The following is an 11,918-nucleotide window of genomic DNA, read 5'->3' on the forward strand; positions in this document are numbered from 1 at the left end:
CTCAGGCCGCGCCGGGCAGATCCGTGTCGCCGAACCCGCCAGCCGCCCGGTTCAGCCGCAGTTGCCGCTCGATCTCCTGCATGACTGCCCCGTACAGCCGCGCGCTCAGCGCCGGCAGCCACGCCAGTTCCAGGGTCGCGTCCGCCAGATCGGGATGCACGCTGTGATGCCGCCAGCCCGGCCCCTCAGCCTCCACCACGACCTGACCGGCCCGCACGAGCACTCTCACGCGGCCCTCGTCCGTCCGCGTATCGCTGAAATGACGGGTGACACTCATGCTCACAGGATACCCGGGGGCCCTGACCCGATTCATACGCCAAAGTGATGAGTGACTGACCGGACCTCAGTCTTGCGGCTGCCCCGCTTCTTCAATTGCCGACTCCGACCTCAAAGAGGCTTGAAAGCTGTGCAGGGCCTCCATGTGCTGTCTGTGGGTGCACCAGCCTGAGCTGGCGTGCCCAGCTGGGGATCAGGGGCTCACCGTGCGGTTGCATCCGCGTGCTCGGCCCGTCTACACACCTGCCCCCCGTGCGCCGCGCCGCTCCCGTAGACTCCGGACATGTTCAACCCACCACGACGCCGGAACGCGCCCACTGCGGTGCTTCTTCTTCGTTGGGGGCGTTGAGCGCAGCCCAGCGTTCACCCACACGCCCCCGGAAGCGAGCAGCGACCGGGGGCGTGTTTTTCCTGGGGGAGGTTTCATCATGGGAATGACGATTGCAGAGAAGATCCTCGCCGCGCACAGCGGTCACGACCACGTGGTGCCCGGGCAGCTCATCGAGTGCCGCACCGACTGGGTGCTGTGCCATGAGATCACCACGCCCGCCGCGCTGCGCATGCTCGAGGAACGCGGCATGGATCAGGTGTTCAACCCGGATCAGATCGTCGCGGTGCCCGACCATTCGGTCCCCGCCATGAACATCAAGGCCGCGAAGATGTACCAGAAGCTCAAGAGCTGGGTCTTTGAAAAGGGCATCAAGCACTTCTTCGACGTGGGCCGCGGCGGCATCGCGCACGTCGTGCTGGAGAACACCGGCCTGATGAAGCCGGGGCAGACCCTCGTGAGCGGCGACAGCCACACCTGCAACGCGGGCGCGCTGGGGGCCTTCGCGACCGGCGTGGGCAGCACGGACCTCGCGGGCGCCATCTACGCCGGGAAGGTGTGGTTCAAGGTGCCCGAGACCATGCTGATCCGCGTGACCGGGCAGACCCAGCCGGGCGTGACGCCCAAGGACATCGTGCTGGAGGTCATCAAGCGAATCGGGGCGGACGGCGCGAACTACATGGTCATGGAGTGGGTCGGGGACTACATCGACAACCTCGACATGGAGGGCCGCTTCACCCTGACGAACATGGCCATCGAGGCGGGCGGCAAGACCGGCATCGTCGCCGTGGACGACACCACCCGCGCGTACATGAGCGCCCGGGGCGTCACGCCTGATGGGTACACCGAGTACCAGTCCGACGCGGACGCCAGCTTCAAGGTGATCGTCGAGGTGGACGCCTCGCAGGTCGAGCCGACCGTCGCGTACCCGCACATTCCCAGCAACGGGCGCGTGGCGGGCAGTGACCGCATCGCCGTGACGCACGCGTACGTGGGCAGCTGCACGAACGGCCGCATCAGCGACCTGCGCGACGTGGCCCGCATCCTCAAGGGCCGCAAGGTCGCCGAGGGCGTGCAGATGATCGTCGTGCCCGCCACGCAGGCCATCTGGAAACAGGCCGCCTCTGAGGGCCTGCTGGAGATCTTCGTGGACGCCGGGGCGAGCGTCAGCTACCCCAGCTGCGGCGCGTGCCTGGGCATGCACTCGGGGTCCTGGGGCCGGACGACGTGTGCATCAGCTCCTCCAACCGCAACTTCGTGGGCCGCATGGGCGACCCCAGCGCGCAGATCTACCTCGCCAGCCCGGCCACCGTCGCCGCGAGCGCCGTCGCGGGCTACATCAGCGACCCGCGCGCCTACAACGACACCATCAACGCCGCCGACTGATCGGCCGCGACCCAAAGTCAAGGGGAGGACAGAGGCGTGGACCTGAACATTCTGCTGGCCGTGGCGGCCATTCATGCGGTGGTGCTCGTCATTCCGGGGCCGGACGTGCTGCTCGTCAGCCAGACCGCGCTGGCCCGCACCCGCCGCGCGGCCCTGCTGGCCGGGCTGGGCGTGGTGCTGGGGATCGCGTGCTGGGCGGCGCTGGCCCTGCTGGGCATCGGGCTGCTGTTCCAGGCGTTCCCGTGGATTCACGGCGCCGTGAAGGTCGCGGGCGGCGCGTACCTGCTGTGGATGGGCGTGAACCTCTGGCGCAGCAGTGCCCGGCCGGACGCGCAGGCCGCGCCCATCCAGGCGCCACTGAGCGACCTCGCCGCGCTGCGCGCCGGGTTCCTGACGAACATCAGCAACCCCAAGGCCGCCGTGTTCTTCGGCAGCGTGTTCAGCGGCGTGCTCGGCGCGCACGCGGGCACCGGCCTGAAGCTCGCGGCCTTCGCCGTGATCGTGGGGCTCAGCGTGGGCTGGTTCGCGCTGGTCGCTGCGGGCATGTCCACCGCGCCCATGCAGCGCGCCTACCTGCGCGCCCGCCGGGCCGTGGACCGCGTGGCCGGCACCCTGATGCTGGGCTTCGGCGGGCTGCTGCTCGCGTCACGCGAGTAAGCTGGGTGCACTATGGGTGAAGCCAAACGCCGCAAACAACTGGGTCTGATGCCCACCGTCCATCCGTTTGAGGCGCAGCTGGACGCCGACGGCACGCTGACGTTCACGCAGGCGCCCGAGGACGCCGACCTGCGCGGGAAGATCGAGCAGGCGCTGCGCCTGACGCAGCCGTACGGGGCCGCGTGGGACAGCCAGTACCGCACGCAGCTCGTGCTGCACGGCCGGGTGGACGGCACGCTGACCACCGCCGAGGACGTCGCCGCGCTGCCGGTCGCGCCGCACCGGCACGTCACGGGGGAACTCACGACCGGCGGCCAGCCGCACGAGGGTGACATCCGCGTGGACGGCGGGCACGTCCGCCTGCGCGGCGTGCAGCACTCCTTCGACGGGCAGCGCTGGGAGGCCTTCCCCGCGAACGCCGACCCGAACGCCGCCGTTCGCCGCCTCCTGAACCACCCCGCCGCGCGCCTGACCGGCGAGACCGTCGCCTCCTACGCGGTCGAGCAGTACCGCGAGGGCCGCACCGACATCGACCCCGAACCGCCCGCCGAGCTGCTGGAAGCCATCGAGGGCCTGGCCCGCGAGTACCACGGCGAGACCGACGCCGAGTGGCTGGAGATCCACCTCGAACTCGCGCCGGACGCCGGGGAGGACAGCCCGGTCGCCAAGCGCGTCGTGTTCGACCTGACGCAACCCGCGCCGCTCCAGACGCCCTTCAGCCGCGCCTTCGCGGTGCTCGGCAACGTGGAGGTCGTTCCGCAGGAGGGCAGCGCCGCCTACACCCTCGACGGCGAGGAGTGGGTGTCGTACGCCGACGGCCAGACCTTCGAGGGGGGCCTGCCCGCTGAACTCGCCCAGATGTTCGACCTGGAGACCGTGCCCGTCACCGTGTACGCCGACGGCCGCGTCGAATGGGAGGACAGCGAGATTCCCGACGAGCACGCCGGGCGCCTGCGCACCGAACTGCGCGACACGACCGGCGCCGGCACCCCCGACGACTGGGCCAAATGGACCCGGCAGATGCTGGAGAACGTCTACGCCGAGGAACTCGTGATCCCCGACGGCACCGACCTGCCCGTCCCGACCGCCGTGCGCCTCGACATTCCCCTGGACGCCCTGACCGACCCGGACCCCCTCGCGCAGACCTTCATGGAATCCGAGGTGACCTTCGACGGTCAGGCGTGGCGCGACCTGTACGACGAGGAACTCCCCGAGGAACTCAGCGCCGTCGCTCACCCCGGCGGGCTGAACTGACATGCACCTGCCCGGCCTGCTCATCACCGGAGGCGCGCTGTTCGCGCTCTGGATGGCGTGCCGGGTGCCCGGTCAGGGACGGCGCGCGCCGCTCGCCTCCGCCTGGGGGCCGCTGTTGCTTGCCGCCCTCCTGACGCTGTACACCCACCGCGAGATGGGCTTCTGGTCGCACCTGCCCTTGCCCTACGCCCTGCTTGCCTGGGTCGCCGTCACGGTCCTGACCCTGCCGCTGGGCCTGACCCTGATCCTGCGGGGGCACCTGAGCGGCTGGCCCTGGCTGGGATTCGGCCTCTCAGTTCTGGGCGCAGCCGCCCTGGCCCTGCTGCACAACACCATCACGTCCGGCGACCCGATCCTGGGCTCGCCCCTCACTCCCGGAGGCCACCATGCCTAAAGTGCACGTGTTTGCCCGTGATCACATCAACACCGACGAGATCATCCCCGCCCGCCACCTGACCACCGACGTGGAGAGCGAACTCGCGAAGTACGCCATGGAGGACTACGACAAGGACTTCGTGCGGCGCGTGCAGCCCGGCGACATCATCGTGGCCGGCGCGGACTTCGGGTGCGGCAGCAGCCGCGAGCACGCCGTGTGGGCGCTGCGCGGCGCGGGTGTGGCGGCCGTGATCGCCCCGAACTTCGCGCGGATCTACTACCGCAACTCCATCAACAACGGCTTCCTTGCCCTGGAATGCGACGGGATCGTCGAGGCCTTCCAGGATGGTGATCCGGCCGACCTGGACCTGAAGGGCGGCACGATCACGAACACCCGCACCGGGCAGCAGCTGACGTTCGTGCCTGTCCCGCAGTTCGCGCTGGACGTGCAGCAGGCCGGCGGCTGGCTGGAGTACATGAAGGCGAACGATCAGGCGGCGCTGGAGGCCGAGACCCTGAACGCCCATTCCACTCAGGCCGGTCACGGCCACCCCGGACAGGAGGAACAGCATGCCTAAGATCGTCACCCTGCCCGGCGACGGGATCGGCCCGGAAGTGACCGCCGCCGCCGTCGCCGTCCTGCGCGAGGTCGCGCCCGACGTCACTATCGAGGAGCACCTGATCGGCGGCGTGGCCTACGACACGCACGGCGACCCGTTCCCGCAGGTCACCCGCGACGCCCTGAAGGACGCTGACGCGGTGCTGCTGGGCACGGTGGGCGGCGCGCAGGACAGCGCCTGGAACCTCCTGCCCCGGCACCTGCGCCCCGAGAGCGGCCTGCTCGCGCTGCGCAAGGCCCTCGGGTGCTACGCGAACCTGCGTCCCGTGCGCGTCCAGCCGGGCCTGGAGCACCTCTCGCCGCTGAAGGCGGAACTGGCGCGCGGCGTGGACATCCTGATCGTGCGTGAACTGCTGGGCGGCGTGTACTTCGACGGGGACCGCAAGATCGACGGGGACACCGCGTACAACACCATGCGCTACACCACCCCCGAGGTCGAGCGCGTGGCCCGCGTGGCCTTCTGGGCCGCCGAGCAGCGCAAGGGCCGCGTGACCAGCGTGGACAAGGCCAACGTGCTGGAGGTCAGCGAACTGTGGCGCCGCGACGTCACCGCCCTGCGCGACCGCGAGTACCGCGGCGTGCACCTGAACCACGAGTACGTGGACAGCGTCGCCATGCTGATCGTGTCCGACCCCAGCCGCTACGACGTGATCGTCACCGAGAACCTCTTCGGCGACATCCTCAGCGACCTCGCCGCCGTGATCCCCGGCAGCCTCGGCCTGATGCCCAGCGCCAGCCTGGGCGACGGCGCGGGCCTGTTCGAACCCATCCACGGCAGCGCCCCCGACATCGCCGGGAAGGGCGTCGCGAACCCCGCCGCCGCGATCATGAGCGCCGGAATGCTCCTGCGCCACGGCCTCAAACGCCCCGAGGGCGCCAACCAGATCGACCGCGCCGTCGCCCTGGCCCTGCGCGAACACCCCACCCGCGACCTGGGCGGCAGGGCCGACACGCAGACCTTCACCCGCGCGGTCCTGAGCGCGCTGGAGACCTCACCCGCCGTCGGCTGACACCCGGCACGAGGGGCGGCGGGTCACTCCGGAAGAGGAGAGGCCCGCCGCCTTCCCTTGCCTTCAGGGCCGTTCAAGGTGCTCCAGGCGGTCGCGCAGGTTATCCACCTGCCGCTGGAACTCAGCGCGTTTCCGGGCGCCGCGCATCAACCACAGCAGCGGTAGCGCCACCAGCAGAGCGATGAACAGGGTGGCCACTAGCAGCGCGAGGAGTTCCAGGGGACCGGGAGACATACCCCGCCATACGAGCCGGGCGCCCGGATCGTTGCCGCACCTGCTGTTCACGCCGCCCCGCGCGGCGCATGCTGGGGGCATGACCGACGCCGTGACCTTCCCCACCCCCGCCCGCATCCCGTACCCCGGCGGGTGCGTGCTCGAACCTGCCCCGTACGCGCTGGACTGGCTCCTCAAGTGGCCCGCCGACGTGACCGTGAACGGGCAGCTGCACGCGGGCGTGCCCGTCTTCCCGCTGCTGCGCGACCTGCTGCGTGACCCCGCCGCGCACGGCGTGACCCCCGAGCAGGCGCAGGCGGCCCGGGACCGTTTCCTGGAGGTGGCCGGGCAGGCGCTGGAAGCCGAGGGTGGGCAGCGCGCGTGGCTGGAGCGGGAGTTCCGCTGACGCCAGACGCCGCGCGCCCCGGCTGGCTGGACGCCCTGACCCTCCCGCCCGCGCAGCCCGGCGAGACCCGCCACGCGCAGGTGACCCGCGCGCTGCGCGGCGCGATCACGCGCGGCCTGCTGCCCGAGGGGACCCGGCTGCCCGGCCACCGCCGCCTCGCCGATCACCTGGGCGTGGCGCGCAACACGCTGGTGGACGCCCTGGCACAGCTGGAACTGGAGGGCTACGTGCAGGCGCAGGGCCGCAGCGGCACCCGCGTCAGCGTCCCCACGCACGCGCCGCCTGCTCCTTCGGCTGCTGCGCTGCCTCTGAGCGCCTGGGCCCAGCGCGCCCTGGCCGGACAGGTCGAGGACGCGGGCGGCGAGTACGTCGTGGACTTCCGGGTCGGCCAGCCTGTGCCGGAACTGTACCCGGAGGCGGCGTGGACGCAAGCGCTGGCCCGGCGTGCCGCACAGGCCCTGCGTACCGGCACGCCCGACGACCCCCTGGGCCCGCTGGAGACCCGCCGCGCCCTGGCCGCGCACCTGAACGCCGAGCGGGGCGCACAGGTCACGCCGGACATGCTCCTGCTGACCGGGGGTACGCAGGGTGCACTGGACGCCCTGGCGCGCGTGTTCCTCGAACCCGGACGCGTCGCCGCCGTGGAGGACCCCACCTACCCCGGCGCGCGCGCCGCGCTGGCCGCGACCGGCGCGCAGGTGCAGCCGGTCGCGGTGGACGGCCAGGGCGTGCAGCCCACGCACCTGCCCGCGCAGGCCACACTCCTGTACGTCACGCCCGGCTGCCAGTACCCCACGGGCACCGCCCTGCCCGCCACGCGCAGGCAGGCGCTGGTCACCTGGGCGCGCCACAGCGGCGCGTTCATTCTGGAAGACGACTACGCCGCCGACCTGTACCACGCCGCCCGGCCGCCCGCCGTCATGCAGGGCGTCGCACCCGACCGCGTGATCCTGCTCGGTTCGTTCAGCAAGAGCCTCGCGCCCGTCACCCGCAGCGGCTTCCTGGCCGCCCCACCCGACGTCGTGCGCGTCCTGGCCGCCACCCGCCCCCTCACCGACCGCGTCCCGGGCCGCCTGGACGCCCTGGCCCTCGCGGACGTGCTCGGCAGCGGCGCGTACAGCCGTCACCTGCGCCGCGCCCGCGCCGCCCTCACGCACCGCCGCGACGTGCTCGTGCAGGCGCTCGCCGAGCACCTGCCCGGCTGGACACCACACGCCTCCCCCGGTGGACTGCACCTGTACCTCCCACTGCCCACCGGCTGGACGGAAGCGCGGGCGCTGGAGCGGGCCGTCACGCAGGGTGTGGCGCTCAGCCCCGTCGCTCCGCTGGCGCAGGAGCGTCGGCCTCCAGCGGTCCTGCTGGGTTTCGCGCACCTGCCGCCTGACCATTTGCGGATCGGCGCGGCGCGGCTGGCACAGGCCTGGGCCGCGCCCGCCTGAGTTCCCTGCCCGTGGGGCATGCAGAGGGCGGACGGGCCGCGGACGGGGATGTGGCGCCACAGGCGCCGGATAGGGGTAGACTCGGATGAATGCGGTTGCTGCTCGCTGCTCTGGCCCTCGTCCTGACGCTGATGTACTTCACGTTCGGACTGAGGTTCGGCTACGTCACCCTGACACCCACCTACATGCTCAACGCCACCGGGGAAAGCCGCTACGGGTTCATCACCTACGATGACAAGCAGAGTGTGGGCGTGCGGGGCACCTGCGACGTCCGCAGGGGGAACGTCACCGTGCGCCTGCTTGATCCGGGCGGCACGCAGGTGGCCGGACAGGTCTGCCCGAAAGGCAAGTGGGGGCTGGCGGCCATGGGCAAGGGCCGCCAGGGCACATACGAACTGGTCCTGGAATACAAGGACTTCACGGGTACGATCGACATCAACGAGACCCGCGAATAACCAGTTCATAGTCCTGAAGATTTACTCCATCCTGTAGGTCCAGACCCTGGATAGCGCTGCCCATTCTGCCCAGCGGTACACTGAGTATTCGTCCGCACTGCGGCTCAGAAAATTCTGAATTCATGATGGTCAGCTCCGACCCCGGATGCCCGCGTACCTCGTGAGTACGTCTCGTTGGGACTTTCATCAACAAGTATTCCGCCAGCAGGAAGCAGATTGACCTCAAGATAGGCGACCCGATCTGGATCAAGGAGGACCGGAGGCTGCACTGAGAGGGATTCAGCGCTACCACGGACGTTCGGCTACAAACGAACTGTACGGGGCAGCGCCACTCCTGCCCAGCGTCCTGGCGTGCATGGATGACAACGACTCCGGGCGCGGGGATGACACCACGTGGTCACGCGGACACCAGTAGCCAGTGGCCGGTGGGACTCGGCGCGGTGAGGCGCTGATGCACATTCCGGTGCCGCACCCTGCGTTGGGCCTGGGTACACTGCCGGCATGACCACCGTGCCCACCACCCCCGCCCCGCCTGCCCACGCGGGGCGCGCCTCGACCCGGCAGAACCTCCTGACCATCGGGCTGGGCTGGTGGCTGATCGCGGCTGTGTTCACGGACGGCTGGGCGCACAACCAGTTCGGCGAGACGCTGGAGACGTTCTTCACGCCGTGGCACGCGGCGTTCTACAGCGGCTTCCTGGCGGTCGCCGGGTGGTGCCTGCTGCTCGCGTCGCGCGGCTGGCGCGAGGGACGCCGGGGCCTGCGCGCCTTCCCGGACGGCTATCACCTGGCGGCGCTGGGCGTGCCGATCTTCGCGCTGGGCGGCGTCGGTGACCTGACGTGGCACACGCTGCTGGGCATCGAGGTGGGGATCGAGGCGCTGCTCTCCCCGACCCATCTGCTGCTGTTCACGGGCGCGGCCCTGATCGTCGCCTCGCCCCTGAACGCCGCGTGGCGCAGCTCCGAGCCGCGCGCGGCCCGCCCGGCCGTCCGGTGGGCGGCCACGCTGTCGGCCACCAGTCTGCTTGCCATGACGGCGTTCATGCACATGTACCTGTGGGGCCTGCTGACCGTCCCGCAGGGCCTGGGGTACGTGCAGACGCGCGGGGAGCTCGCCGCGATCCTGCTGACCGCGCTGATCCTGGCTGCGCCGCCCCTGCTCCTGCTGCGCCGGTTCACCCTGCCGTTCGGCGCGGTGGCCGTCATGTACGGCGTGACGAACCTGGGTATGACCCTCATGATCCTGCCCGGCAACGTCCGCGTTCCGCTCCTGGCAGTCGCCACCGGCCTGCTGATCGACGTGTGGCACGCGCTCCTGCATCCCAGCCCCGGGCGGCCCTGGCATCTGCGTGCCTTCGCGTTCCTGCTGCCGCTGAGCGTCTGGGTGCCGTACCTGGGGGACGCCGTGTGGCGCGCCCAGACCAGTCTGAGCCTGGAACTGTGGCTGGGCGTGGCCGTCATGACCGGTCTGGGGGGCGTGGCCCTCAGCGCCCTGATCGTGCCGGCGCCCCTGCCGCCTCTGGAGGACGCGTCCTGACCGCTGTCGCATGAACTGCGTGCCCGGCCCACCGTTCCTCCCCGGCCATCCCGGGTGCCGCGCCCGTCACACCTGCGGAGTGCGGCGGTTCACCCTCGCCCTACGCTGCGGGTGTGAAGCGCAAGGATGGCCGGTACCTCCAGCTTTTTCCCGGTGTGCAGGGTACGCAGCGGGTCGTGACGCTGCCCGGGGGCTGGCTGGTGGACGTGACCTTCACGCACGTTCCTCAGCCACACGCGGTGACCGTTCACGGGGTCACGGTGCCCACCCTGGTCGTCGGGGCGCGCTGACCTGGTGCCCACACAGGGGTACGCGGCGCTGCTGGTCATCCTGACCGGCGAAACGCCCTTGTTCGCCTACGCGGACGTGTGCGCCGCCACCGGCATAGGAGAGGACGGCATGCCGTGGCTGGATGACCTGTACCTCGATGTGCGCGCCACCCTGAACGTGGACTGGACGCCCGGCGTGCCGGAAATCATCGACGCGGACGAACTTGACGCGGCCCTGCACAGTGGCCAGATCACGCTGGAGCAACACGCACTGGCGTGGGTGACCGCGCGGGACGTGGCCGGGCAGTGTGCTCGAAATACACACCCTCTGCTGGAGGCCGTCCGGTCGTTTGTGTCGCCAGCCTCGTGATACCCACGCAGGCTGGACAGGCTCCTGCTGGGGCGCGCTAGGCTGGGTGCATGAGTGATTCGGTGCAGGTTCCGGTGGTGGGGGAGGAGTTCCCGGCGTTCACGCTGATGGACGCGGCGGGGCAGGCGCATTCGCTCTCGGATTTCGCGGGGCGGTACGTGGTGCTGTACGTGTACCCGAAGGACGACACGCCGGGCTGCACGCGCGAGGCGTGTGATTTCCGGGATAACGCGCTGCTGCGGGAGCATGGCGCGGCGATTCTGGGCGTGAGTGCGGATGACGCGGACAGTCACGCGCGCTTCGCGGAGAAGTTCAGCCTGCCGTTCCCGCTGCTGAGCGATCCGGGCGCGGCGTTCCTGCGGTCCATCGGGTCGTACGGGACGAAGAACATGTACGGGAAGGTCACGGAGGGGATCAAGCGGCAGACGTTCCTGATCGGCCCGGACGGTCGGCTGGTGAAGTCGTGGCTGGCGGTGAAGGTGGACGGGCACGCGGATCACGTGGCGGCCGCCATCGAGAAGGACCGCGCAGCGCAGGGCGGGAAGTGATGGATCTGGAGGCCTTGAAGCGCGAGGCGGCCCTGCGGGCCGTGGCCCTCGTGAAGAGTGGGGACCGGGTGGGCCTGGGGACGGGCAGCACCGCGAAGTACGCCATCGAGGAGATCGGCCGGAAACTCGCGGCGGGTGAGCTGACGGGCGTGGTGGGCGTGGCGACCAGCGAGGCGAGTGACACGCTGGCGCGGCAGGTGGGCATTCCCGTGGAGCCGCTCGATCCGCGTCCGCTGGACATCGCCCTTGATGGTGCGGACGAGATCGCGCCGAACCTCGACCTGATCAAGGGGCTGGGTGGGGCGCTGCTGCGCGAGAAGCTGACCGAGGTGCAGGCGCGGCGGTTCATCGTGATTGCCGACCAGACGAAACTGGTGGAGCACATCGGGGAGAAGTCCGCGCTGCCCATCGAGATCGCCCGCTTCGGGTTCCTGAGCACCATCGAGCGCCTGCGCGCCGTCCTCCCGTCGGGTCGGCTGCGGCAGCCGGGCGCGCAACCGTACGTGACGGACAATGGGAACTACATCTTCGACGCGCAGATTCCCGCCGGGACGGACATCGCGGCGCTGGAACGCCAGCTGAAGGGCACGCTGGGCGTCGTGGATACCGGCCTGTTCCTGGGCATGGCCGAGCGGGCGTTCGTGGCCGCCCCGGATGGCGTGACCGAACTGACGCCCCGCTGAGCGGCACTCTGTCTCTCTTTGCTCCTCCCCGTTGATGGGTAGGCTGGGAGGGGGTGAAGTCCTGCCTGCCCGTTACGCGTTCTGGCGTAGCGGG

General features: G+C 70.5%; 15 protein-coding genes and 1 pseudogene. 14 read left to right on the forward strand and 2 right to left on the reverse strand.

Annotated elements, in window-relative coordinates:
* Position 1: 1 nt before the first annotated feature.
* On the reverse strand, positions 2-277 hold the full coding sequence (locus AUC44_RS06215; protein WP_062157860.1) for a hypothetical protein: 276 nt from the start codon (positions 275-277) through the stop codon (positions 2-4).
* A gap of 427 nt (positions 278-704) precedes the next feature.
* Here AUC44_RS06215 and AUC44_RS06220 point away from each other — a divergent pair.
* The 6 genes and pseudogenes from AUC44_RS06220 to leuB all read left to right on the forward strand — a co-directional run bounded on the left by AUC44_RS06220 (position 705) and on the right by leuB (position 5,905).
* A pseudogene (locus AUC44_RS06220) lies at positions 705-1,990 on the forward strand (homoaconitate hydratase family protein).
* A 36-nt stretch (positions 1,991-2,026) separates the two neighbouring features.
* Positions 2,027-2,647, forward strand: a complete 621-nt coding sequence (locus AUC44_RS06225) for a LysE family transporter (protein ID WP_231724549.1) — start codon at positions 2,027-2,029, stop codon at positions 2,645-2,647.
* Positions 2,648-2,659: 12 nt separating this feature from the next.
* Positions 2,660-3,901, forward strand: a complete 1,242-nt coding sequence (locus AUC44_RS06230) for a hypothetical protein (RefSeq protein WP_062157861.1) — start codon at positions 2,660-2,662, stop codon at positions 3,899-3,901.
* 1 nt (position 3,902) lies between these two features.
* Positions 3,903-4,295 (forward strand): hypothetical protein, encoded by a 393-nt coding sequence (locus AUC44_RS06235; protein ID WP_062157862.1) that lies wholly within the window; start codon positions 3,903-3,905, stop codon positions 4,293-4,295.
* Positions 4,288-4,854, forward strand: a complete 567-nt coding sequence (locus AUC44_RS06240; protein WP_062157863.1) for a 3-isopropylmalate dehydratase small subunit — start codon at positions 4,288-4,290, stop codon at positions 4,852-4,854. Before AUC44_RS06235 ends, AUC44_RS06240 begins: the two co-directional genes overlap by 8 nt.
* The gene (leuB, locus tag AUC44_RS06245) at positions 4,847-5,905 is read left to right on the forward strand and encodes a 3-isopropylmalate dehydrogenase (protein ID WP_062157864.1); all 1,059 of its coding nucleotides are present in this window, start codon (positions 4,847-4,849) and stop codon (positions 5,903-5,905) included. Before AUC44_RS06240 ends, leuB begins: the two co-directional genes overlap by 8 nt.
* A 63-nt stretch (positions 5,906-5,968) precedes the next feature.
* Here leuB and AUC44_RS16450 read toward each other — a convergent pair whose 3' ends face one another.
* Complete coding sequence (locus tag AUC44_RS16450; RefSeq protein ID WP_157445197.1) at positions 5,969-6,139, reverse strand: hypothetical protein; 171 nt, start codon at positions 6,137-6,139, stop codon at positions 5,969-5,971.
* A gap of 79 nt (positions 6,140-6,218) precedes the next feature.
* On the opposite strand from AUC44_RS16450, the gene AUC44_RS06250 reads away from it, so the two are divergent.
* The 8 genes from AUC44_RS06250 to rpiA all read left to right on the forward strand — a co-directional run bounded on the left by AUC44_RS06250 (position 6,219) and on the right by rpiA (position 11,824).
* Positions 6,219-6,524 carry a hypothetical protein gene (locus AUC44_RS06250; RefSeq protein ID WP_062157865.1) on the forward strand — a complete coding sequence of 102 codons (306 nt, stop codon included), beginning with the start codon at positions 6,219-6,221 and terminating at the stop codon, positions 6,522-6,524.
* On the forward strand, positions 6,500-7,963 hold the full coding sequence (gene pdxR / locus AUC44_RS06255; RefSeq protein ID WP_082688968.1) for a MocR-like pyridoxine biosynthesis transcription factor PdxR: 1,464 nt from the start codon (positions 6,500-6,502) through the stop codon (positions 7,961-7,963). The genes AUC44_RS06250 and pdxR overlap by 25 nt, the downstream gene beginning before the upstream one ends.
* Before the next feature lie 89 nt (positions 7,964-8,052).
* Positions 8,053-8,418, forward strand: coding sequence for a hypothetical protein (locus tag AUC44_RS06260; RefSeq protein WP_062157866.1), 366 nt, complete (start codon positions 8,053-8,055; stop codon positions 8,416-8,418).
* A 501-nt stretch (positions 8,419-8,919) separates the two neighbouring features.
* Positions 8,920-9,954, forward strand: a complete 1,035-nt coding sequence (locus AUC44_RS06265; protein WP_062157867.1) for a hypothetical protein — start codon at positions 8,920-8,922, stop codon at positions 9,952-9,954.
* Between the two features lie 113 nt (positions 9,955-10,067).
* Positions 10,068-10,244, forward strand: coding sequence for a hypothetical protein (locus AUC44_RS16455; protein WP_157445198.1), 177 nt, complete (start codon positions 10,068-10,070; stop codon positions 10,242-10,244).
* Between the two features lie 4 nt (positions 10,245-10,248).
* The gene (locus AUC44_RS06270) at positions 10,249-10,593 is read left to right on the forward strand and encodes a DUF402 domain-containing protein (protein WP_062157868.1); all 345 of its coding nucleotides are present in this window, start codon (positions 10,249-10,251) and stop codon (positions 10,591-10,593) included.
* A gap of 50 nt (positions 10,594-10,643) precedes the next feature.
* A complete protein-coding gene (gene prxQ, locus AUC44_RS06275; RefSeq protein WP_062157869.1) occupies positions 10,644-11,141 on the forward strand; it encodes a thioredoxin-dependent peroxiredoxin PrxQ in 498 nt (165 codons plus the stop codon).
* Positions 11,141-11,824, forward strand: a complete 684-nt coding sequence (rpiA, locus tag AUC44_RS06280; protein ID WP_062157870.1) for a ribose 5-phosphate isomerase A — start codon at positions 11,141-11,143, stop codon at positions 11,822-11,824. The genes prxQ and rpiA overlap by 1 nt, the downstream gene beginning before the upstream one ends.
* The last annotated feature ends 94 nt before the right edge of the window (positions 11,825-11,918 follow it).

The sequence above is a fragment of the Deinococcus actinosclerus genome, assembly GCF_001507665.1.
GTDB classification, from domain to species: domain Bacteria; phylum Deinococcota; class Deinococci; order Deinococcales; family Deinococcaceae; genus Deinococcus; species Deinococcus actinosclerus.

Coding starts and splice junctions, on each gene's coding strand:
- AUC44_RS06260 (WP_062157866.1), top strand. CDS start 8,053: ATGCGGTTGCTGCTCGCTGCTCTGGCCCTCGTCCTGACGCTGATGTAC.
- AUC44_RS06215 (WP_062157860.1), bottom strand. CDS start 277: ATGAGTGTCACCCGTCATTTCAGCGATACGCGGACGGACGAGGGCCGC.
- rpiA (WP_062157870.1), top strand. CDS start 11,141: ATGGATCTGGAGGCCTTGAAGCGCGAGGCGGCCCTGCGGGCCGTGGCC.
- prxQ (WP_062157869.1), top strand. CDS start 10,644: ATGAGTGATTCGGTGCAGGTTCCGGTGGTGGGGGAGGAGTTCCCGGCG.
- leuB (WP_062157864.1), top strand. CDS start 4,847: ATGCCTAAGATCGTCACCCTGCCCGGCGACGGGATCGGCCCGGAAGTG.
- AUC44_RS06230 (WP_062157861.1), top strand. CDS start 2,660: ATGGGTGAAGCCAAACGCCGCAAACAACTGGGTCTGATGCCCACCGTC.
- AUC44_RS06240 (WP_062157863.1), top strand. CDS start 4,288: ATGCCTAAAGTGCACGTGTTTGCCCGTGATCACATCAACACCGACGAG.
- AUC44_RS06235 (WP_062157862.1), top strand. CDS start 3,903: ATGCACCTGCCCGGCCTGCTCATCACCGGAGGCGCGCTGTTCGCGCTC.
- AUC44_RS06250 (WP_062157865.1), top strand. CDS start 6,219: ATGACCGACGCCGTGACCTTCCCCACCCCCGCCCGCATCCCGTACCCC.
- AUC44_RS06265 (WP_062157867.1), top strand. CDS start 8,920: ATGACCACCGTGCCCACCACCCCCGCCCCGCCTGCCCACGCGGGGCGC.
- AUC44_RS16450 (WP_157445197.1), bottom strand. CDS start 6,139: ATGTCTCCCGGTCCCCTGGAACTCCTCGCGCTGCTAGTGGCCACCCTG.